Origin of the sequence: Acrocarpospora catenulata (assembly GCF_018476525.1) — a bacterium.
Lineage (GTDB): Bacteria > Actinomycetota > Actinomycetes > Streptosporangiales > Streptosporangiaceae > Acrocarpospora > Acrocarpospora catenulata.
Genome location: NZ_JAHCST010000011.1, coordinates 146,849 through 167,858 on the forward strand (window position 1 = coordinate 146,849; position 21,010 = coordinate 167,858).

Consider the following 21,010-nt stretch of genomic DNA (forward strand, 5'->3'; position numbering starts at 1 on the left):
AGGCATGTCGGCGGCGAGGATCACGAAACCAGCTGCTCAGGCCTACTCCAGCCCGGCTAGTTCCACTTCCAAGTTCCGCAGTTCCTCCCGCGTGGCGGCGATCTCTTCTCGGAGTTCCTCCGCACGCAGCCGCCTGTGGATGCTGGTGCCTCGGTCGATACGTGTGGAGACCTGCACATGTTCCCGATGACAAATGACGCGTTCGACCAGAATCGCGCGCCCGAGGTCGGTGAACGATTGGAGGCCCCGGGTGGAGACCGACCGCCAGGGGTTGCGGGCGAACGCATCCAGGCCCGCGACCACAAACGCCCCGTGCTCCTGGATCTCCCGGACCTGCCCCAATTGGGCGGACAACCTCGCACGGAGACCCGAAAGCAACCTGTCCGCCTTGGCTGCGCCGATGTGGGCGTCGTAGATTTCGAGCTTCGCCACGAGATGGACGACGTAGGTGGCCAATACCTCAGGAGCCGGTGCCAATTCTGGGGCCAGCGCCCAGTGGGAGCGGTCGTCGAGCCGGCGGATGAGCATTCGGTCGACCGCGTCGTCGACGGTCTCCTTGTCTGTGTGGTGGTAGCGCCCGTCGGCATGCCTGTGCTCACAGGCGTACGCCATTTCCGAACGGCCCTTCCATTCATGGAGCGCCATCAGTTGGTCGCAGAGACCGCAGCGGACGTTCAGAACAAGTTCCAGCGGTTGGGGATTCGCCTCGTCGAAGGCCGAAAGCTTCGCGGTCACCGTGCGGTGGTCTTGGGCGCGGGTGCCATAGACCTGAATCCACGATTCATCTCCGTCGGCGATCACCGGGGCGATGAGTGCGAGCGCGTCATACTTGACGTGGTCGGCGAACCGCCACGTCTCCATAGGCTCACCTTCTCCGAAGGCGTGCCATCCGTGTGCCGGATCGGCCTCACAGCGGAAACCGACTTCGAGCGTACGCGGCTCGAAGAACAGCTGCGCCTCGGCTCCGCACCCGGCCCCCTCGGAACAGGACGTCCCGGCGGTCAGTACACCGGCTGGCCGCCCGCCGGCACGCCGTTGCTCATCGGCGAGAGCCCAGTTCCGGCCGACGAGGATGCGGTGGGCCCGTTCGTCGATCGCATCCGCAGCCCTCACCCGCGTGGCTACCGCACGCTCGGCCTCAGCCCTGCGCCGCGCTTCCTCTTCACGGCCCGGAAGCAGCCGCTCCAGTCTGTCGGCTTCCGCCCTCTGGTGAGGACTCAGCTCGGGCAGTTCGGCGCCGCCGCACGTCCGGCAGGCCCGTTGATGGTGCAGGTCGGCTCGGAATGCGGTCAGAGACACCGTCACCGGGTCTCCGGCATGTTTGCCGCGTTGCGGACAGGACGGACTGTGTGACCGGCCGTTCAGCTTCGCCAAATAGGTGATGTGGATCTGCGCGAGGGAACCCAACTCTTCGTTAAGGAGCAGAGGGGAGAGCAGGACGTCGGCAGTACGGCGGGAGACCTCTTCCGCCGACCGGTCACCTGTCACCGACCCTCGTGGCAGCGTCATGACGTCCAACCTACGCTTTTCCTGATCACTCGGAACCAAGTTTGGAATCTTTCATTCCGGAGGCCTATATAACGTGAATAATGCAGTCCTATTCCCAAACTGTCGTACAGCCCAGCTACCTTTTTCCGGAGGTCTCACGACGCCGCATAAGGCACCGGAGGGGGAAATGGCCAGAAAGCGTGGCATTTGGTCCGATATGCAACGCGAGTGGGCCCGTCGGCAACGTTCAGAGCAACAGGCCCGTCGTGCGGCGTTGCAGGCCGTGGCCAGGGCGGAACGAGAGCGGGCGCGGGCGGACCGAGCGGCAGCACAGCGCGCTGCGGCGAACGAGCGTGAGCGCAAACGGCTGTACATCGAATCCCGCAAAGCCGAGGCCGTCGAATGTGCCGCCGACGTCCAGGTCATCGTCGACGAGTTGGACTCCCTGCTAACCGCCGGGCTCCAGAAGCGTGACGTGGTCACCTTTCAGTCTCTGAAGCGCACCTTCCAGCCGCCGCCTTTCGACCCCGCGGGTTTGGACCGGCCGCTTCCTGGCAGGCCCCAGTGGGTCGCGCCTCCGCCACCGAATGCCGTGGGCCGGCTGTTCGGCGGAGCCGCCCGTCACGAGCGCGAAGAGGCCGCTGCTCGGCAAGCCTACGAGCAGCAGAGCTCCCGCTACGAGGTTGCCGATGCCGAACGCCGCAGGAGGCTGGCGGAACGGTATCACGCGTACCAAGAGTGGATCTCCGGCTTGGCCCGGGAGATCGAAGAGCATAACACCGCGGTCGACGAGTTCGAGAGTGGCGCTCGCGGTGGCGATTCCGATGCGGTGGCGAAGTTCTTCACGCTGGTCCTCGACGCCTCCTCCTTGCCCGAGGCGTTCCCCCACCGTACGCGGGTCGTCTACCGCCCCGAAGCCCGTGAACTTGTCGTCGAGTACGAACTTCCCGCCCAGGAAGTCATCCCGACAACGCGGGATTTCCGGTATGTCCAAGCCAGCGATGAGATCAAGACGCTCCCCCGGCCTCCCAAGGAAATCAAGGAGCGCTACGCCCGGCTTGTCGCTCAGGTCGCCCTGCGTGTCCTCCATGAGGTCTTCAACGCAGAACTCTCCCACCTTGTGGAGACGGCCAGCTTCAACGGACACGTGTCGGCCAAGGACAAGGCGACCGGGCAACCGATCCACCCTTGTCTCATCAGCGCTGGCGTGTCTCGGGAGCTGTTCTCCACCTTCGTCCTGGCCGATCTGGACCCGGTCGTGTGCCTCAAGCGGATCAATGCCCTGGTCTCACCGCATCCCTACGAACTGGAGGCGGTGCGCCCCATGGTCGATTTCGAGGCGTTGCTGTCGCAGTACAAGTTCGTCGAGGGCATCGACGCCGTGGCCGGGCTCGACAGCCGACCCGACCTGCTAGCCATGACACCGACCGAGTTCGAGCACCTGACCCGGCAACTGTTCGAGGCCATGGGCATGCAGAGCTGGGTGACCCAGCCCTCCAAGGACGACGGCGTGGACGCCGTGGCCGTGAACGAGGACCCGGTGTTCGGTGGCGTGTGCATCATCCAGGCCAAGCGGTACAGCAAGGCCGTCGGCATCGAGTCGGTGCGCGCGCTCGCCGGCGTGATGGAGGACAAACACGCCACCAAGGGCATCCTCGTCACCACCTCATGGGTCGGCGACGAGAGCCGCGCCTTCGCCGCCCGGCATGGCCGCATCCAGCTCATCGAATGTGAGGAGCTCGTCTACCTGTGCAAGGAGCATCTCGGACTCGACGTGCTCATCAGCCTCCCCAAGCCCCCACCACGCCGCCGCTGACATTCCACAGCTCCGACAACACGTCTGGGCCGGACCTCGGCTTCTCAGACACCGCTGGTATGCGTACAGGACCCAGCGGAGATGGTTGCTTCCACGAAGGTGGTGTACGAGTTTGGGCTGGTAGCAAGTCGCCGGTGGATTGGACCAACCACTCGACGCCCAGGAAGTTCCGGCCCAACGACGAGGGATTCAGGCACCCGAGCTGATTCGTGTTCTCGGAATCTCATCCGAACGTGGACGCGTAAACTCCAGGTGAGAGGAAGGAGTGACGATGAGCGCAAGGTACGGCATAGCGCCTCCTGCTCGTTCGGATGACGCACACCCCTTGCGGACCATCCGGGAGATCCGCGCGTCCTTGCCCGGCGACCAGCTTGTCCACTTCGACACCGAGCTCGCCGAGACCGACATTTCCGAGCTGGAATCAATGCTCACCCGCTGGGCAGCGCTCGCCAACGACGGCTTCGAGGAGTTCCTCCTCTCGACCCCGTTCGAGGACCTGAACTTCGGGGGCCGCTCCTACGACGAGCGACCGGAGAGCGAGTGATCTACCTCCTCGACACCAACGTGGTGGCCGAGCTCACGACCAGGCCGAAACCTGATCCGAACGTCATCGCCTGGTTCCGGGCGATCCCGACGCCGAACCTCTACCTGAGCGTGCTCACCATCGCTGAGATCGAAGCAGGTGTCACGGCCGTCACCGATCCTCTGCGCAGAGCACTATACGACCAGGCGCTGGCGCAGATCCGGATCGACTACCAGGGTCGGATCGCCTTGATCGGCGAACGGGAGGCAGGGGCGTACCTGGCCATCCACAAGACCCTCAAAAGCGCCGGAACCAGCATCGACCCGCCCGATGCCCTGATCGGCGCGACGGCCCTGGCCAACAACTGGACGCTGGCCACCCGTAACACCAGACACCTCGCCCGAACAGGTGCCCGCGTGGAGAATCCGTGGGAGGAACATTCGGCGTAGAATTCGGGGCAAAGGAACCCGATCGCGGTCCGGTAAAGCCAGGTGGCGTGACCGATGATTGCTCGGTGGTTGCTCGCGGGTAAGCGATACGACGCGGCACGGGCCGCCATCGACCGGCACTATCTCAGGGATATCGGTGGGCGAAACGGCAGAACTCGACACGCCATGACAGCGGATGGCATTGAACCCTGCAACTTTTAATCCGTAGGTTCAGGGTTCGAATCCCTGGCGCCCCACCACCTTTGTCCCAATTTGACCTGCCGATTCCTCCCGTTTTGGGCCCTCGTTGTCGAGGCGAGATCGCAAGGTGTTGCTCGTTGGTTGCTCATGGGCACGGACTTGGCACGCGTTGTGCCTGTGGGGTGCGAAAACCCGGGTGCGGCCTCTGGTCTGCGGTTATCCGCCTCGTCTATGCGGCCCGCTGGTACTGGTTGATCAGGCCGTCGAGTACCTGCCGGCGTTGCAAGCGGACCTGATCGGGATCTCCGGGTGGAGCAGGGGTATGTGGTGGTTGAGGTGGTCGACGGTCTCGTGAGCGATGGGGACGGTGGCGGTTGTAATGCCGTTCGTATGCCTGCAGGACTCGGCGGAGATGGCCTTCGTCGTAGATCAGCATCCGGTCGGTGCATTCCCTTCGGACGGTGCCGACCCAGCGCTCGGCTATCGCGTTGGCCTGCGGTGCGCGAACTGGTGTTTTGATGACGCGGGCGCCGAGTGAGGTGAACACCTCGTCGAAGACTGCGGTGAATTTGGCGTCGCGGTCGCGAATGAGGAATCTGATGCCCTCGACCCGCGCTCCCTGGTTCATGACCAGGTTGCGGGCTTGTTGAGCGACCCAGGTTCCGGTCGGATGCGCCGTGATGCCCGCGATGTGGACCACGCGGGTGGCGTGCTCGATGAAGAACAGAACATAGAGCCGTTTGAGGAAGACGGTGTCGACGTGGAACAGATCGCACGCCCAGATGCCCTCGGCCTGCGCTTTGAGGAACTGGCCCCAGCTCGGGCCGGTGCGACGTGGCGCCGGACCGAGACCGGCCTTTTTGAGGATGTCGCGTACGGTGCTGGGCGGTACCCGAAGGCCGATGCCGGCCAGCTCTCCGCTGATGCGCTGATAGCCCCATGAAGGATTCTCCTGGGCCAGGCGCAACACCGCCTCCCGGACCTCTGCGCGGGTAGAGGGACGACCCGACCGTTTGGAGGGGTAGGTCCACCGGCGCGTCACCAGCGCGCGGTGCAGCGCAGCAACGTCGCGGGGGTAACGAAGAAGACGTTCCACGACGAGCGGGGAAGCAGCTGCGACAAGGCCGCGAGCACGACCCGATCTCCAGGCTGAAGCTCGGGCCGGTTCACCTGACGGCGCAGCACGGCGACTTGATGGCGAAGCACCACGATCTCGGCCGTCTTGGCCCGGTCATCGCGGCCCAGCAGGACCAGGAGCTGAAAGATACGCCCGAGGATGAGGTAGAGGGAGGACCACGACACCGTCAGCAGGATGCCCGAGACCTCACCATGCTCGAGCCACGAACCCTCAGGTCAACCTCACCGGCTGAGTTTCCGCACCCCACAGGGTTCGAGAGGCGAGGCTGCCAGCCTGCTACTGGGCCTCCTGGCATCTACCCAGACCGGACTTCCACCGGCAAGCGACGACGAGCTTACGATCAACAAGATCAGCCGCTATGTCACGGCTTCACCTCTTGCTCTGCTGACAATGGCTCACTGTCCTCACCACCCGCTGACCGACTGGAGGACCAGCGGGCCGATGTGATGCGTGGCTGAGGTCCAGGGGCTTCCCGTCAGAGACTCGCCTTCCAATTCCGTATCGCCTGATCAAGGCGCGAACGTAGGCGTCCGGCTGCTTCCTTACCTGGCAGAAGTTCTTCGTATGCCTCGCTCGACCGCCTGGCGATAAGCGCTGCGAGGTTGGTGGAGCTTCGCGAAGGATACACCAATGAACATTTCCTCTCGCCCAGCTCCTGGGCCAGCCCCAGGAAACCGCGACCGACTCCGAGGGGCGGGGAGGAGGAGTAGTGCTTGGCCTCAATCACGGCCACGAGCCCTCTACTCCGGGGATAGACGGCAGCCCGTCGGCTCCGTTCGGCTTCCTGGTGTTCGATAATCGCGACATCGCATTCGTGCGCAACCTTCGAGGTGCTGGCGGTCACGTACACGCCCAGGTGGATCTCGAGCTTTCTCTGGGTGTCGGGGAAGCTGACCAGCACGTAGGTGAATGTGCCCGACCACAAGTTTCCTGGGGCCCTGCGGAAATGGAGGGCGGACGCTGGGGTCCTCCCGTCTTTTGTCAGAAGTGTGGTTCCCCCGGCCGCCTTCGCGGCCTCCAGACACAGGGCGAGCAGTGATGCCTCATACAGATCGGACTCGTCCGCGTTGTTGCGATAGACCGACTGCAGGACGCCGATCGCCTTTTCGATGGCGAGCACCAGGTCGGCCTTGCTCATCGGACGCCCTCCGTATCTGTTTCTGGGCTTTCCGAGAGGAGCTCTTGCACGGTCTGCAAGGCGAGCCGAGCCTGCTCTGTGTCGTCCCGTAGATTGAAGCGAGATACATCCTCCAGCTCGGCGTCGCCGAACTGGATTTCCGGCTCCATGTCGTACGCCAAGAGCGTGTCCAGCGTGACCTTCCGGGAAAGGTACATGGTCTCGGCGAGTGTGACGAGCGCCTCGCGGATCAGCTCGATACTTTCATCTGCTGTGTATGGGATGACAGCGATGTCAGTCTTTCCGAGAGGTGGAAGCTCGGTCTCTGCCAGTCGGCTCGCTCGCTCCTCATACCTGCCCTCCTGCCGAAGCTTTTGCTCGGAAACTGCGCGTCCACGTCGAACCTCCTGGTCCAACTGGTCAGCCAGGTTCGGTAGTGCTTCAGCGAGTCGCGCCATGATGCGTGTGTACTGATCGTCGACGGCCACGCTTCTCCTCCCGCTACTAACCGCAGGTACAAACTTGCCTCAATAGGATCCAGTTGTACCGTTAACTTTCGGCCAGTGTGCTCGAACCGGCAATCTGGTACTCGTGAAGGCCGCCGAGGGCGGTTCTGAAGTTGCCCCGGTTTGGTAGACACGAGCACGACCCGGTCCCCCGGCTGGAGATTCGGGCCGATTCACCTGACGGCGCAATACGGCGACCTGATGACGAAGCACCACGATCTCGATCGCCTTGACCCGATCATCGCGACCCGGCAGGACCAGGAACTGAAAGACACGCCCGAGAATGAGGTAGAGGGAGGACCACGACACGTCAGCGGGATGCCCGAGACCTCATCATGCTCCAGCCACGAACTCCCAGGTCAACCTCGTCGGCTGAGTTTCCGTACCCCACAGGTTATCCGCCTCGTCTATGCGGCCCGCTGCATGGGGTCACATCGGGACGTTGCTGCGGACGTGTGACGCCGTGGGCGTCAATCCTAGCTTTTCGCCAATTCTCAATCGAATCGGGAATTGGCGACCATCGTGGCGGGAGTGTCACTCGCTTGGGATGTTAACTGTCAGCTGGAATGGAGCCGTCCTGGTGACTCCCAAAGAGGTGGCCGTCACGGTGAGTGTGTAGACGCCGGGCGGGACCTCTGCGGCGGGGACAAGGGTGATCGCGGCATCGGGGTCGTCGGGGCGGACCACCGGACGGTCGATGGAGAGCGCGATCCTGGGCGTTCCCGCTGTCTCCTTCTCCGGGTCGAGCTGTACGTTGAGAGCGACCTCCGCGCCGAAACCGTGGGTCGCCGTGACCTCGGCGTGGAAAACGAAGGGATTGCCGGGGTCAACCGTCCCCGCCCCCGGGCTGAGGGAAAGAGAGAAATCCGGCTTGGGTACCTGACGGATGCGGAGCATGTGGCCGCCGATGTTCGTGTTCGACAGCGCCGGGGCTCCGGCCGAAACGTCCGTGGCCCCGGTCAGCCCGCTTACCCGTACGGGTAGGAGCCGCCGCGGCACCTGCGAGCCGTCACCGAGTTGGCCGGTGTCGTTGCGCCCCCAGGTCCACACCGTTCCGTCCGCGCGGACAACCGCGCTCACCTCGGTGCCCGCGGACACTTTGACGACATTCTCCAGCCATGGCACGTAGCCGCCGCCGGGAACGCCGTCGGGAAGCAGATCGCCCAGGCCGAGCTGGCCCTCGTCGTTTTCCCCGGTCGCGAACACCCTGCCACCAGACCGCAAGATCAACATATGGTCCCAGCCGGCCGAGATCGCCCGCACATCGTTGACGTTCCAGGGGTAGTGCTGGGCACCCAGGCCCCGGCCCCACTCTTCCATGGACCCGTCGGCGTGAACCGCCGCGCTGAACTGGCCACCTGCGGCGATCGCCACCACAGGCTCGTACGACCACGTCTTGACCGGGAAAGCCTCCCAGACGGCGTGCGAGTTTGGTATGCCCAGCTGGTTGTGCGAGTTGTTTCCCCAGGCCCAGATCTCCCCGTTGGCGCGGAGCGCGAGGCCGTGCGCCCACCCGGCCGAGATGGCCGTAACGCCCGTCAGCCCCGGAATAGGACCGGGCACCGGGTCCTTGTCCGACAAGGTACGGCCGAGGCTGCCGACGATGTTGACGCCCCAGGACCACACGGTGCCATCGCGCCGTAACGCCAGGGCGAACTGGTCTCCGGCGGCCACATCAATGACGTCCGTCAACCCGAGCGCCCGAACAGGGAGCAGTTTGCCCTTGAAGAGCCCGGATTCGCCGTTGCCGAGCTGCCCTTCCCGGTTGTCGCCCCACGTCCACACGGTGCCGTCGGCAGCCAGCGCCACACTGCTGTTGGATCCGGCGGACGCTTTCACGAATCGCAGTTCGGCATCGCCGACTGGTACGGCGGTGTATCGACGGTCTTTGGTTCCGTCGCCCAGCTGGCCGAAAAGGTTGCCTCCCCAGGCGGCGGCGTGCGTCCAGTTGTCGTCCGCCGCCGCGGGAGCCGCAAGTGGCACCAGCGGGATGAACATGAGACAGAGCACAACCACCAGGGTTCGCACCAGGTTCGCCTTTCGATGGGTCACTTTCGATGGGTCACTCGAGAGGCAAGTCAACCGATGGGCGAGATTGCGTTACAGGGCCACTCCCGGGCGAATTTCGCCACTCACTGGTCCGAATGCCAGGTGCGCTCCTCAGCCCTGTTCATCGGCGACCGTAGACATCCATGATCCCAGGTCAGCGAAGGTCCCGGACTTCAGCGATCACCTGCGGACACAGACGTATACAACCAGAACTGCGGGCGCAGGTGCTCGATCGTGACGCGGTGCCGTTCGGTCAGCCGCTGGGCGATCAGCGAGCGGTGGCAGGCCTAGACTAGGGCCCGATCCAGGAGTCCGACCCTAGCCACGCGTGAACAGTTCCTCCAGTGGCAGCAGACCGCGTGGTCCGACTACGCAGTGCTGGAAGGCGTGATCCATCCTGTGACGCTCCTCGATCGCCACGTTGAGCTGCACGCGCGGCACCGAGCCACCCTGACCTGAGACGAGCGAGGTCAGCTTTGCTCACACCGGAGGAATACGTTCAAAGACGGGCGGGCACTGCTATGGATCGGCCTCCGCTGCGGACAGCGGGGCTACCCTGCCCCGCTGCCCGGCAGAGGCCGAGCTTGATCAGTCGACGCACATCGCCTGGTGGGTGGACTGGAAGACCCACGTGCCGCCGCCCGGGGAGACATAGGTCGTTAGGGTGTTATAGGTCCCAGGGGTGCAGTCGTGGCCGACCGCGAGGACGGCCGCCCGGGCCCGCTGTTCGGCCGCCGCCAACCCGGCCGCGTAGGTGCTGCCCGCCCCCACGGCAGTGGCGCTGCGGGGAGTGTCATAGCCGTCGGCGTGTGCGGCCACGTGCGTGGTCGCCAGGCCGGCCGCCACTACCGCTGAGACGAGGCCGAGCCGGCGGAGCCAAGTACCTTTTTGCATGCTTCTCCTACATGGACGGAACATTTGATCGGCTGAGGATAATTTTCAAACGGGCCGAGGTAAAGACGGTATTGACCACTCGGTCACCAGAATCCGGCCCATCATGCTGTTTCTTCGTGGTGGAGCATGTAATTTACAGCCGGACGAAGCTTCCGCCGAGGCGGCCCGCTATGCGGTCGAAACAGCGGACGCGGTGGTGGCGGATCTATCAACTCCCGCTCCTCGGCGAGTTCGACCCCCCACTGCCGGGTGTCTATCAGGATGTAGAAGGAGACCTGGGGATTCTTCGTCGACATCCCAAGCCGATACCCCCGCCGCTCGACATGACGAGCAAGCTCAGGTCGACGGTCTCGTGAGCGATGGGGACGGTGCCGGTTGTAATACCGTTCGTATGTCCGCAAAACTCGGCGAAGGTGGCCTTCACCGTAAATCAGCAGCCGCACTGGCTCCTCTTCAGGAGTCGAATCCCGCCCATGAGAGAAGCCCTGCAAGGCCGTGACCTGGACGGATGGAATTCCGGCAAGGCACACCACCATGCCGGGAACGTCCAAGCCCTGTCCGCCCCGGACGGGCTGCCCCTGTGGGTCTCCGATGTCGAACCCGGCTCCGTCCACGACCTGGCCACGGCTCGCGCCCACCTGCTGGGTGCCCTGTACGCCGCAGCCGCCAACGAGCTTCCCGCTCTCGCCGACGGCGGCTACGAAGGCGTCGAAATCGGTGTCCTCACTCCAATCAGACAACCCGATCGCAGCGTCACCTGCACGGATATGCTGCGGTCCACCTACCGGCATACGCATACTGCAGTATGATTGATGTATGGCGGATACGACACGCATTACGGTCACACTTCCGAGTGACCAGGTCGCCGAACTCAGGAAGCTCACCGACAACGTCTCCGGTTATGTCGCCGAAGCGGTGGCACGCCAGCTGCGTCACCAACTCCTGGGTGTCGACCTGCTGCGTCACCAGGAGGAGCACGGGGAGTTCGCCGACGAGGAACTCGCCGAGGCTCGCGCCAGGATCTTCGGGGCGGCGGATTCCGGCGGTTCGGCGAGCGCGGCGTGATTGAGCACGTCGAAACCGTCGTCCTGGACTCTCAGGGACTCTCCGTCTGGATCGAGGAGGACCGCAAGGTCCTCGCGATGTTTCAGGTGTTCCATGCTATGGGTGCCGATTTCGTCGTTGGTGCCAACTCCATCGTGGAAGTCAGCCACACAGGACTGAACATGCCCCGACTGCAGTGGGTGCTCTCCCGTGTGAAGATCGAGCCCGTGACCGAAAGAGCGGCGAAGAGGTCCGCCGAACTGCTCAAGGCCGCAGGCTTGCACGGCCACAAGTACGCGATCGACGCGACGGTCGCCGAGGTGGCGTTGCGGCAGCCGGGGCCGGTGGCCATGCTGACCTCCGATGTGGACGACATGGCCCGCTTGTGCGGCAACCGTGTCCGGCTCATCGGCGTCTGAACGCGCAACAGCCGCCGCTCTGTGCCTGCCGAGACCGCGGAGGCGCGGGCCAGGGCGAAGGCGTCTACTCGGCAAATGATCGATGGTCAAGAACGCGTCATCGCGGTCTGGTAGTGCCTATACGATGGCCATTTGTTGCTCGATGGTTGCTCATGGGTACGCGATATGACACAACACCGAGCATCATCATGGGGAATTTTCATGGCAGCAAAGCTGGACAGAATAGTTGAAATAGATAGCATGCAACATTAGATGACACTAAGAAAGCCGACTTTTAATCCGTAGGTTCAGGGTTCGAATCCCTGGCGCCCTACCACCTTTGATCCGATTTAACCTGCCGATTCCTCCCGTTTTGGGGACTCACCGCCGTGGCGAGATCACAAGATGTTGCTCGCTGGTTGCTCATGGCGGGATGTGGACACGCGACCGGTCGATTGTGACCGGCAAAATGCCCGGATGTCGGCTCACGATCGGGCTCGTGAGATCCCGGAATGGGTTCAGGTCGCGTCCACACCATGCAAGGATCACCCAACCCAGTGCGGTGAGGCGATGGTGTCAAGCCACCCATAGAGAACAGAGATCCTTGCCGGAAGGGTGTCGGCAAAGATCAGGTATTCGGGTCATCGTCAGGCAGCTTGGTTGTTCCAAGGGATTCTGGCCCCACCCGTCCAACGTGGGTGGCCCCAGCCGGCCAGCGATCCGGAACGGGGACCAACGAGTTTGGCCCTACCCGGCTGCACTTCCAAGGCCCGTGGGCCGCAGGGCTTCGGCGTGGTCGGGTGGCGTCCGATTTACGGTCAAGCAAGGCCGACTTCGACAAGATCAAGACGGTTCGCGCGAACGCCATGCCATGGGAGGGGGCGACGGCGTCCCGCCACGGTGCGAAACCGCCGCCAACCCTCCGTCTCAAACATTTGCTTCACCTATCGAGATTCGATAGATTCTCATCGCAACTCGATAGAAGGAGGGATCATGGGAAAGCTGACAGTGCGTGCGCTTCGCGCCGTACTCGCGGTGGTGCTCGCCGGCACCGTGTTCGTACAGGCATCGACGGTGTGGGCGTTGGCCACCGACCCGGAGGGCGGATCGCTCCCGCTGACCCCGCTGCGCGTGATCACGATCCTGGGCATGGTGTCGGTCCAGGTCGCCCTGGTCAGCGTATGGCGGCTGGCGACGATGGTGCGACGCGGAACCGTGTTCTCCCGCGCCGCCTTCCGGTACGTGGACGCCGTGATCGGCGCGATCGTGGCGGCCGCCCTCCTGTGGTTCGCGGTTACGGCCATCAATGCGCCGGGCCAGCGGGACGACCCGGGCGTCACCGTCATCATGGGCGGGGTCGGCCTGGCCATCCTGGGGGTCGCGCTCATCGTGCTCGTGCTGCGGATGCTGCTCGCCCTGGCCGTCGCGCGCGACGGCGAAGCGGCGCAGATGCAGGCCGAGCTGGACGAGGTGATCTGATGCCGATCATCGTCGACATCGACGTGATGCTGGCCAAGCGGAAGATGTCCGTGGGCGACCTCGCCGACCGCGTCGGGATCACGCCCGCCAACCTGGCGGTACTCAAGAACGGCCGCGCCAAGGCGGTGCGCTTCACGACGCTCGCCGCGCTCTGCGAGGTACTCCAGTGCCAGCCGGGCGACCTGCTGCGCTGGCAGGCCGAGGACGCCGCGGACGGATGATGTTGCGGCTTTGATCTCAAGTGCCGCAACACCCAGCAGCGTGGCCGGCGGGACCGGCGTGACCCCCGGCTTCGCGGCCGCCCGGGAGATCCCCTCCAGGAGTGTGGGCATCATCCTCAAGAATGCGCGCTGAACGTGATGTGGATCTTGCGGCCCACCCGCTCCGCCTCGGCCAGTAGGTCCTCGCTCCAGCGATCCCAGAGTCCGGCCACGCGGGAGGTGATGATGACCGTGTCCACGGACTGGTCGTCAAGACCGGTGAGCAGGCCGACACGGTGGTGCCCGGTGTGGTCGCCAGCTGCGGTTGCCTGCTGGAGCAGGTCGTGGTCGAAGTCGAACAGGGTGGCCGGGGGGAGCGACGGCGGTACCCGGCCGCCCGCGCCGATGACGACGATCCGGCCGGTTGGCGCGATCTCTTCCATGGCCGCCTCGATCTCGGCGGATACGTCCAGGTCGCGGACGCTCGCCGCCCAGTTGAGCACGGCACGGCACTCGTCGTCGATGGTGCCGAAGAGCAGTCGCGGGATGAGCAGGGCGAGCAGTTCGACCTGGGGCTCCTCCCAGCCTTGCAGGAAGTAGCGGAGGTTGATCGCGACGTCCTGCATGTCGTTGGCCCGGTCCCGCTCGTGCGGGTACTCCAGCGCCCAGGCCGTCCTGGACAGGACCAGCGGCACGCCGTTTCTGAACAGCCTGAAGCCGAGATGCATGTCCTCGCAGCCCCAGCGGTCGAAGCCCTCGTCGAAGCCGCCGTCCTCGTGGAACTCCTTGGCGGGGACGGAGACGTTGATGGTGAAGAAGAGCAGCCACGGGATGACCATGCGGCTCAGGTCGAAGCCGTATTTCTCGTACAGTCCGTGCCTGAGGTCCAGGAACCACGACTTGCCGGTGAAATGCTCGACCACCTGCTCGGGCAGCATCCGGGACATCGCCTCGGCGATGGCGTTCTGCTGGTCGCCGGCGTAGTCGGGGTTGTAGCCGTAGGCGTACCCGACAATGGCTCGCGGGCCGCCGGGACGAGCGTGCTCGGCCAGGTGGGCGCGGAGGAAGCCGGGGCCGACCATGCCGCCGGTGTCGAGGAAGACCAGCAGTGGCGCGGACGCCATCCTGGCCCCCGCGTTGCGGGCGTGCCCAGCTCGGAACCCCAGATACTCCATCCAGTGGTATTTCATGTGTAACTGCCCGGCGAAGGAGTCGACCACAGCCTTGGTGTGATCGGTGGAGCCGTCGTCGGAGACGATGACCTCGAAATCGTCGACGGGAATGTCCTGCCGGGTGAGGTGATGAAGGGTATCGCGCAGCATTTCGGCGCGGTTGTAGGTGGGAATAATGACTGAAATCCGCATGAGTTCTCCCTAGTACGTCTTAGCTGGTGTCAGCTGTGGCGGCCGCCGCTCAGCTGTACGTTTTCGCTTGAAGCGCGGAGAGTTCCGGCGAGGAACTCGTACCGGACGAAGTCCTGGAAACGCCACCGTGGCCACCACGAACACCGCGACCAGCGAGTCCCACGCGGACGCGGGAAGCCACCGGCTCGCCGGCCGACATCACATACGGATTCACGTATTGGCGGACATCAGGCCTCCCGACCACTCGCGGCGAGGTAGTCCGAGCACATGGGCAGATTCCACTCGCGGATGATGTTGTTGAGTTCCCAGTAGTTGAGCTCACCGATCCGTGGCAGCAGGTCGACGATGGGTGTCCGGTACTTGGCCGCCATGTAGGCGTAGTTGCTCGCGGCCTGCTCGTTGTTGCCGTCGAAGCTCTTCTCGTGCGGGCAGTGGATCGCGGCGGCCTTCCGGTTCAGTACGAAGTGGGCGCCGTCGCGGTGCAGCCGGTAGCCGAGGTCGATGTCCTCCCCGCCCCAGCGCTTGAACTCCTCGTCGAACATGCCGATCCTGCGCAGCTGGTCGGTCTTGGCCGACACGTTGCAGGTCCAGTAGTTCAGCCACGGCGCGGGAAGGCCGCCGAAGTCGTCACCGTACATCCCGTAGAAGATCTCCCGGACGTCCAGCCAGCTGCCCTTCTCATCGAGGGTGGCGATGGTCCCGTCCGGGTCCTGGAAGTCGATGATCTGGTTGATTTGGGCCGCGTCCTCGTTGTCGAGGTTGAAGCAGTACACGTATCCGACGACCGCGACCGGGCCCTCGGCCTTCTCGTGGCTGTCCAGATGCGCCCGCAGGCACTCCGAATGGGCGAGCACCCCCGAGTCGATCAGCACGGTGACCTCGCCGTCGGCCACGGCGATCGCCACATTGCGGGCTTTCGCCGCCCGGTAGCCCTCGTCCTCCTGGTAGAAGTACCGGAGGTTCAGCCGGCTCCGGAAGGTCTCCACCATCTCGCCGGTCGAGTCCGTGGACCCGTCATCCACCACCAGCACCTCGAACTGGTCCTTCGGCAGGCTCTGCCCGACCATCGACTCCAGCGTGTGCCGAAGCAGTTCCACCCGGTTGTAGGTAGGGATGACCACACTGCACTTCAACGACCCCGCCATTGCCGCTCCAGTCCGTCGAGAAATGCGCCTGAACCGCCCGGACAGTCAGTCTTCAGGGGTCTCGGCGGGGTCGCATCTTTCTAAATGCTGTGGTCATTCGCGCAGGTCAGCCCGCATTCGTCAGGCGGCGTGCCGAGCCTGTACGACCGCCCGTACGGCGATCAACCCGCCCAGACCAGTTCGTCTCAGGCGTGGGGGCGGCGGACGCGGGGGATGGGCTGACCGCGGCGGGCGGCCTCGGCCGCCAGGCGTTTCCTGAGCATCCTGCCCTGGCCGAGGAACGAGCGGTTCCGCTCGCGGCGGTTCTCGGAGAGGCTCCAGTCGTTCAGGGCCCGCTCGACCCGCACGCTCAGCCGGTCGCCCTCCCCGGTCGTGGTCCCGACGAGCACCACGTTCTCCTGCCACTCCATGGCCGGGCCGTGCCGGTGGAAGGTCAGGCACACCGGCCCCTCGGCCGCCTGGACACCCGCGGGCAGCCGCAGGTCGAAGCCGCTCTCGGTACGTACGGCCGAGCGGGTGCGCACCGCCAGCGGCATGCCGTCGGAGACCATGGTGACGACGGGCTCGCCCAAGCGGGCCGCGCGGTCGGCGAAGGGCCGCCAGTCCACCGGCGGGGCCGACCGGCTCGGCAGCCGGGGGCTCGTGGGGGCGGGATCGGAGGCGGGGACCGCGACGTCCCCGGGGGCCGTCCAGACCTCGGGCGTCCTGGACAGGTCGCCCTCGGGCCACCAGACGATCCTCTCGGGGGTGACCTCCACCCAGATGCGAGCGAAATACCACCCCAGCCGCTTCACCAGGAACCACGGCATCCCGGCGAACCCGGCGCCGGTCTTGGCGAGCGACTCCCGGACGTACCGGTCGGTGTTGGCCTGCAGATCCGCGTCGCGTACGGTCGCCCGGCCCTGCACGAGGACGACGGGTGCCGGGGGATTTTCGGTGCCCTCGGCGCTGGAGTAGAGCAGCGCGACGCGCGGGTCGCGCCGGGCGCGCTCGGCCTTGTCGGGGTAGGTGAGCCCGGTGCTCACGTCGAGCGTGCCACCGGCGCCGACGTACGGCGTGACGGGCCAGGTGACGGGTCGGCCGCCGCGGGTGAGCGAGGCGTACTCGCAGACCATGGCGCGGTCGAAGATCTCGGCCGCCTCCCTGAATGCGGATGTGGTCATCACGACTCCAAGAGAGTGTTCGCGGGGGCGGTGGCGCCGTACAGGCGGGTGAAGCGCCGCCGGTAGGCCGGCCACCAGAACAGGCGGAACATGAGCCGGGCCACGACGGGCAGGTCGGCGTACGACGCCGCGAGCAGGTCGGCGTCCGCACTGGAGGCGAGCCAGCCGAAGATGACGGGGACCCGGCGGCGGCCGAAGTCGTCCATCGCCTGGCGCTTGTCGGCCTCGACGTCGTCGAGGGTGAGGTGGCGGAGCATGAGCGGCACGGCGATCCGCTCCTCGTGGTCGAGGTGCTCGTTGACGACCTCGTGCAGCCGCCGCAAGATGGGCGCGCGCTCGGCCAGGGGCACCCCGTGATCGGAGGCGGCCGCGATGAGCGGGTCGAGCACGGAGTGCTCGGACTCCAGCTCGGCCAGCACGTCCGCCGCCTCCGGGGCGCGGGCGACGAGCGTGGGCCACAGGCTGTCGTCCTCGTGCGTATGGTGGGCGTGCAGCATGTCCAGCACGAGCGCGAGCTGCTCCGCCAGCAGTTCCTCGTGCGCGTCGTCACGCGGGTTCGCGCACGCCTCGGCCAGGCGGCCGAACTCGGCGCGGAAACCGGCGTGCATCATCAGGAAGCCGGTCAGGTGTTCTGGTGTGATCATCAGTCTGTTTCCTCACGTGTCGGGAAACAGCGTGCGCGACCCGCCTCTACGTGCTCTTGTCGAGGGCTTGTCGGGCCCTTGTCAGCCAGTAGCCCGCGCCCGCCCGCTCCAGCAGGCGCACCGCCTCCCGCAGGTGGGCTCGCGCTCCCTCACGGTCGCCGAGCGCCAGCAGCGCCTCCCCCAGGTGGCCGTCGTACGCCCCGTCGACGGTGGTGCACGTGCCGTTCACGTGCAGCAGCCCGGCGAAGGGACGGAACGCGTCGTAGGCCTCCCGCACGACGTCCGGTTCGCCGAGCCGGATCGCCGCGTGCAGCCGGCACATGGTGGCCATCGCCCAGTTGTAGTCGCGCGGCGGCAGGGGGGTCTCACGCAGGAGCCGCCGGGCGCGCTCGTGCTCGCCCAGGTCCGTCAGCGCGTACGCCAGGACGTAGGCGAGCCCCGACAGGCCGGTACGCCGGAGCATCTCCTCGATCCATGCCACCTCCTCGCCGAGGCGGTCCTCGTGGATGAGCGTCTCGGCCCGTACGGCGAGCATGCTCACCTCGAAGTACGCGAGATCGGCGAACGACAGCGTCGCCCTGACGGGCTCGAAGTGGCGGGCCGGGTCCGGCACGCCCTGGAGCAGGTCGAGCCCCACGTGCGCCACCGCCGCCTGCAGCGCCAGCGTGGGATTGTGCAGGTCGCGCAGCAGCGCGTCGACCTCCGCCAGCAGCGCACGGGCCTGCGGCACCCTGCCGTGCTCCACGAGATGAACGACGAGGTGGAGCTGTGCGATCACGCTGAGCTGGGACGACAGGTCCGGCTCGGCCAGCAGGCGCCGCGCGGTCTCGGCGCGCTGCTCGATGAAGTCCTGTCCCTGCATGGCGAGCAGCCGCAGATGGAGCACGCGCCGCAGCAGGGCGGGGTCGCCCAGGCGCTCGGCCGCCGCCACGGCCTGCGACGAGACAGGGTTGACCTCGTCCTCGCGACCGGTCTGGGCGAGCACGACGGCCCGGACGGCCTGTGCCGTCGCCCAGGCCGGCGTGGACGGCGGCAGCTCTCGCACGACCCGGTCCATCGAGTCCCGCACAGCGGCCACGTCAAGGCCGTACCGGAAGGGCACCCAGACGCCGTGCCCCATCGCGATGTCGGCGGCCCTGACGGCCTTGTCCAGGTCGGCGCCGGCCATGGCGAGCGCCTGCTCGACCGCCTCGTAGCCCTCGTCGAACCGCCCGGCGGCGTAGCGGCTCTCCGCCAGCCCGACGGCGAGCTCGAACCGCTCGGCCGGGCCGGCCCCGGCCGGTTCTGCCGCCGCCAGCGCCTCCTGCCACGACACGGCCGCGTCGTCGGGCGCGTGCCGCCGCAGGGCCGCCCGCGCGGCGCGGGCGGCGTAGTCCATCGCCATGCGGGCGGGCTCCGCGCCCAGCTCCGCCGCCGCCAGCCAGTGCCGCGCGATCACCGCCGCGCGGTCGTCCTGGTCCCCGTGGACGTGGGTGAGGACGCCCGCGACCTGCTCGTGCACGCGCGCCCGCCACAGCCGCGACCGGCGCGACAGCAACGCGTCGGTCACCAGGGCGTGCGCGAACTCGTACCCGCCCAGCCGGCACGACGACTCCCGGATCAGCCCCGCGTCGAGGGCCGCGTCGAGCGGCGGCAGCAGGCCGCCGACCGTGCCGCCGGCGACCTGGGCCAGGACGCCCGCCTCGAACTCGTCGCCCATCACGGCGGCGAGCTCCAGCACGCGGGCCGCCTCCTCCCCCAGGCCCGCCACCCGGTGCAGCACGACGTCCAGCACGCCCTGCGGCAGTTCCTCGCCCGCCCGGGCCAGCTCCGCGAGGAAGAACGGGTTCCCGGCGGTGCGCCCGCGCAGCTCCTCGGCCTTGCGGCTGCCCGGGTCGCGGCCGGACAACTCCCGGACGAGCGCGCGGACCTCCTCGGTGGCGAGCCCGTCGAGCCCGAGCCTGCGCGCGCCGAGCCGCGACAGCGCCGACAGCGTGCCGGTGAGCGCCGACGCCTCGTGCCGCCGGAAAGTCGCCACCAGCAGCAGGCCCGGCCGGGCGGTGGACGCCACGTGGACCAGCAGCCGCAGCGTCGCGTCGTCGGCCGCGTGGATGTCCTCCAGCACGACGATCATCGGGCCGACGCCGGCCAGGAAGGTGCCGACCGCCTCGAAGAACCGCAGCCGGGCCCCCTGCGCGTCGGACGCCGGGATCGCCGCCAGCCCGCCCGACAGGAACGTGCCCACCTCGTCGGGCAGGGCGGTCTCCGGGACCGCGGCGGCGAGGTCGCGCAGGACCCGTTCCCAGGGCCACAGGGCGGGCGCGGTCTCGTGGTCGGGACTCGCCCCCCAGCCGACCGGCACGCTGGCGTTCGCGCGGAACCGCTTCAGCAGGCTCGTCTTGCCGACGCCCGGCTCGCCGTCCACCAGCACGACCTGCCCGGCGGCGGACGACGCCTTCGCCGCCTCGTTCAGGAACTCCAGCGCGCTCTCGCGGCCGACGAAGACCGGCAGGTCCGCCGCGGGCTCGGGAGCCCTGCGTGCCGCCGTCTGTGCCGCCGTCTGTGTCGCCGTCTGTGCCGGAGGCCGCTGCTGGGGTGACGGCGTGGCGGGCCGCCGCGGGAGCAGCGTGGCGTCCTGGCGCAGCACCGCGCCTTCGAGTTCCCGCAGCCGCGGCCCGGGGTCGATGCCCAGCTCCTCGGCGAGCGCCTCCCGCACCCTGCGCAGGCATTCGAGGGCCGCCGCCTGCCGGCCTGCCCGGTAGTGGGCCAGCACCAGCAGTTCCCAGGCACGCTCTCGCAGGCGGTGTTCGCGGACGAACGGGTCCAGCCGCGCGACCACGTCCGTGTGACGGCCCAGCTCCAGCAGGACCGCGGCCAGCCCTTCCACCGCGTCCAGCCGCACCTGTTCCAGACGGCCGATCTCCGGCTGTGCCCACTCCTCGGAGCGCACGTCCGCGTACGGGTCGCCCCGCCACAGGTCGAGCGCCTCGGCGAGGGCGGCCGCCGCCTCCTCGTGCCGTCCCTCGGCCAAATGGCCTGACCCGGCCGACACGAGCGTCTCGAAGTCCCTCGTGTCGAGGCCGAGCCCGCCGGTCATCAGGCCGTACCCGCCGGCGGCGCGGACCAGGACGGTCGGGCTCGCGCCCTGCCGCCGGTCGGGCTCCAGCCGGCGGCGCAGGTTGGAGACGTACACGTGCAGGCTCCCCCGGGCCGGCGGGTCGCCGGACCACAGCCGGTCGGCCAGGAGGTCCGCGGGGAGCACGCGGTCGGCGTGCATCGCGAGGAGGGCCAGGAGGGCTCGCTGCTTCGGCGGTCCGACCGGTACGACCTGCCCGGCCACGACGAGTTCCAAAGGCCCGAGGACGTTCAGCCGCACGGGCCAATGGTAGGGAGACGCCTTCAACCGGTCCAGTTGTTACATTTCCCGGCGAGCA

19 protein-coding genes and 1 pseudogene are annotated in these 21,010 nt (G+C 66.8%); 8 read left to right on the forward strand and 12 right to left on the reverse strand.

Going from position 1 to position 21,010, the window contains the following annotated elements:
- Positions 1–42 precede the first annotated feature (42 nt).
- Positions 43–1,509 (reverse strand): hypothetical protein, encoded by a 1,467-nt coding sequence (locus KIP79_RS14050; protein WP_214105213.1) that lies wholly within the window; start codon positions 1,507–1,509, stop codon positions 43–45.
- A gap of 166 nt (positions 1,510–1,675) precedes the next feature.
- Between KIP79_RS14050 and KIP79_RS14055 the strand changes: the two genes are divergently transcribed.
- From KIP79_RS14055 to KIP79_RS14065, 3 genes are all read left to right on the forward strand, one after another.
- On the forward strand, positions 1,676–3,304 hold the full coding sequence (locus KIP79_RS14055) for a restriction endonuclease (RefSeq protein ID WP_214105214.1): 1,629 nt from the start codon (positions 1,676–1,678) through the stop codon (positions 3,302–3,304).
- A 271-nt stretch (positions 3,305–3,575) separates the two neighbouring features.
- Complete coding sequence (locus tag KIP79_RS14060) at positions 3,576–3,848, forward strand: hypothetical protein (protein ID WP_214105215.1); 273 nt, start codon at positions 3,576–3,578, stop codon at positions 3,846–3,848.
- A complete protein-coding gene (locus tag KIP79_RS14065) occupies positions 3,845–4,276 on the forward strand; it encodes a type II toxin-antitoxin system VapC family toxin (protein WP_214105216.1) in 432 nt (143 codons plus the stop codon). The genes KIP79_RS14060 and KIP79_RS14065 overlap by 4 nt, the downstream gene beginning before the upstream one ends.
- 409 nt (positions 4,277–4,685) lie before the next feature.
- On the opposite strand, the gene KIP79_RS14070 is transcribed toward KIP79_RS14065, so the two are convergent.
- The 6 genes from KIP79_RS14070 to KIP79_RS14095 all read right to left on the reverse strand — a co-directional run bounded on the left by KIP79_RS14070 (position 4,686) and on the right by KIP79_RS14095 (position 10,160).
- Positions 4,686–5,423, reverse strand: coding sequence for an integrase core domain-containing protein (locus tag KIP79_RS14070; protein ID WP_214105217.1), 738 nt, complete (start codon positions 5,421–5,423; stop codon positions 4,686–4,688).
- A gap of 71 nt (positions 5,424–5,494) precedes the next feature.
- A complete protein-coding gene (locus KIP79_RS14075; RefSeq protein ID WP_214105218.1) occupies positions 5,495–5,758 on the reverse strand; it encodes a hypothetical protein in 264 nt (87 codons plus the stop codon).
- Between the two features lie 311 nt (positions 5,759–6,069).
- The gene (locus KIP79_RS14080; protein ID WP_214105219.1) at positions 6,070–6,732 is read right to left on the reverse strand and encodes a hypothetical protein; all 663 of its coding nucleotides are present in this window, start codon (positions 6,730–6,732) and stop codon (positions 6,070–6,072) included.
- Positions 6,729–7,199 (reverse strand): hypothetical protein, encoded by a 471-nt coding sequence (locus KIP79_RS14085; protein ID WP_214105220.1) that lies wholly within the window; start codon positions 7,197–7,199, stop codon positions 6,729–6,731. The genes KIP79_RS14080 and KIP79_RS14085 overlap by 4 nt, the downstream gene beginning before the upstream one ends.
- Before the next feature lie 552 nt (positions 7,200–7,751).
- Positions 7,752–9,245, reverse strand: coding sequence for an RCC1 domain-containing protein (locus KIP79_RS14090; RefSeq protein ID WP_214105221.1), 1,494 nt, complete (start codon positions 9,243–9,245; stop codon positions 7,752–7,754).
- A 609-nt stretch (positions 9,246–9,854) separates the two neighbouring features.
- Positions 9,855–10,160: a hypothetical protein gene (locus tag KIP79_RS14095; protein ID WP_214105222.1), complete on the reverse strand. Its 306-nt coding sequence runs from the start codon at positions 10,158–10,160 to the stop codon at positions 9,855–9,857.
- Positions 10,161–10,651: 491 nt separating this feature from the next.
- On the opposite strand from KIP79_RS14095, the pseudogene KIP79_RS14100 reads away from it, so the two are divergent.
- From KIP79_RS14100 to KIP79_RS14120, 5 genes and pseudogenes are all read left to right on the forward strand, one after another.
- Positions 10,652–10,969: pseudogene (locus tag KIP79_RS14100) on the forward strand (transposase family protein); the annotation flags it as partial.
- Between the two features lie 7 nt (positions 10,970–10,976).
- Positions 10,977–11,225: a type II toxin-antitoxin system CcdA family antitoxin gene (locus KIP79_RS14105; protein ID WP_214105223.1), complete on the forward strand. Its 249-nt coding sequence runs from the start codon at positions 10,977–10,979 to the stop codon at positions 11,223–11,225.
- A complete protein-coding gene (locus KIP79_RS14110; protein ID WP_214105224.1) occupies positions 11,222–11,623 on the forward strand; it encodes a DNA-binding protein in 402 nt (133 codons plus the stop codon). The genes KIP79_RS14105 and KIP79_RS14110 overlap by 4 nt, the downstream gene beginning before the upstream one ends.
- Before the next feature lie 972 nt (positions 11,624–12,595).
- The gene (locus KIP79_RS14115; RefSeq protein ID WP_214105225.1) at positions 12,596–13,081 is read left to right on the forward strand and encodes a DUF2975 domain-containing protein; all 486 of its coding nucleotides are present in this window, start codon (positions 12,596–12,598) and stop codon (positions 13,079–13,081) included.
- A complete protein-coding gene (locus KIP79_RS14120) occupies positions 13,081–13,302 on the forward strand; it encodes a helix-turn-helix domain-containing protein (RefSeq protein ID WP_214105226.1) in 222 nt (73 codons plus the stop codon). The genes KIP79_RS14115 and KIP79_RS14120 overlap by 1 nt, the downstream gene beginning before the upstream one ends.
- A gap of 116 nt (positions 13,303–13,418) precedes the next feature.
- Here KIP79_RS14120 and KIP79_RS14125 read toward each other — a convergent pair whose 3' ends face one another.
- From KIP79_RS14125 to KIP79_RS14145, 5 genes are all read right to left on the reverse strand, one after another.
- Positions 13,419–14,645: a glycosyltransferase gene (locus KIP79_RS14125; RefSeq protein WP_214105227.1), complete on the reverse strand. Its 1,227-nt coding sequence runs from the start codon at positions 14,643–14,645 to the stop codon at positions 13,419–13,421.
- Between the two features lie 227 nt (positions 14,646–14,872).
- Positions 14,873–15,790, reverse strand: a complete 918-nt coding sequence (locus KIP79_RS14130; RefSeq protein WP_214105228.1) for a glycosyltransferase — start codon at positions 15,788–15,790, stop codon at positions 14,873–14,875.
- A 185-nt stretch (positions 15,791–15,975) separates the two neighbouring features.
- Complete coding sequence (locus KIP79_RS14135) at positions 15,976–16,953, reverse strand: pyridoxamine 5'-phosphate oxidase family protein (protein ID WP_214105229.1); 978 nt, start codon at positions 16,951–16,953, stop codon at positions 15,976–15,978.
- Positions 16,953–17,597, reverse strand: a complete 645-nt coding sequence (locus KIP79_RS14140; RefSeq protein WP_214105230.1) for a hemerythrin domain-containing protein — start codon at positions 17,595–17,597, stop codon at positions 16,953–16,955. The genes KIP79_RS14135 and KIP79_RS14140 overlap by 1 nt, the downstream gene beginning before the upstream one ends.
- Before the next feature lie 46 nt (positions 17,598–17,643).
- The gene (locus KIP79_RS14145) at positions 17,644–20,952 is read right to left on the reverse strand and encodes an ATP-binding protein (protein WP_214105231.1); all 3,309 of its coding nucleotides are present in this window, start codon (positions 20,950–20,952) and stop codon (positions 17,644–17,646) included.
- Between the last annotated feature and the right edge of the window lie 58 nt (positions 20,953–21,010).

Excerpts from the sequence above, each read along its gene's own strand:
- KIP79_RS14080 (WP_214105219.1), bottom strand. The coding sequence starts at position 6,732 with ATGAGCAAGGCCGACCTGGTGCTCGCCATCGAAAAGGCGATCGGCGTC.
- KIP79_RS14120 (WP_214105226.1), top strand. The coding sequence starts at position 13,081 with ATGCCGATCATCGTCGACATCGACGTGATGCTGGCCAAGCGGAAGATG.
- KIP79_RS14050 (WP_214105213.1), bottom strand. The coding sequence starts at position 1,509 with ATGACGCTGCCACGAGGGTCGGTGACAGGTGACCGGTCGGCGGAAGAG.
- KIP79_RS14130 (WP_214105228.1), bottom strand. The coding sequence starts at position 15,790 with ATGGCGGGGTCGTTGAAGTGCAGTGTGGTCATCCCTACCTACAACCGG.
- KIP79_RS14105 (WP_214105223.1), top strand. The coding sequence starts at position 10,977 with ATGGCGGATACGACACGCATTACGGTCACACTTCCGAGTGACCAGGTC.
- KIP79_RS14095 (WP_214105222.1), bottom strand. The coding sequence starts at position 10,160 with ATGCAAAAAGGTACTTGGCTCCGCCGGCTCGGCCTCGTCTCAGCGGTA.
- KIP79_RS14125 (WP_214105227.1), bottom strand. The coding sequence starts at position 14,645 with ATGCGGATTTCAGTCATTATTCCCACCTACAACCGCGCCGAAATGCTG.
- KIP79_RS14055 (WP_214105214.1), top strand. The coding sequence starts at position 1,676 with ATGGCCAGAAAGCGTGGCATTTGGTCCGATATGCAACGCGAGTGGGCC.
- KIP79_RS14135 (WP_214105229.1), bottom strand. The coding sequence starts at position 16,953 with ATGACCACATCCGCATTCAGGGAGGCGGCCGAGATCTTCGACCGCGCC.
- KIP79_RS14140 (WP_214105230.1), bottom strand. The coding sequence starts at position 17,597 with ATGATCACACCAGAACACCTGACCGGCTTCCTGATGATGCACGCCGGT.
- KIP79_RS14060 (WP_214105215.1), top strand. The coding sequence starts at position 3,576 with ATGAGCGCAAGGTACGGCATAGCGCCTCCTGCTCGTTCGGATGACGCA.
- KIP79_RS14115 (WP_214105225.1), top strand. The coding sequence starts at position 12,596 with ATGGGAAAGCTGACAGTGCGTGCGCTTCGCGCCGTACTCGCGGTGGTG.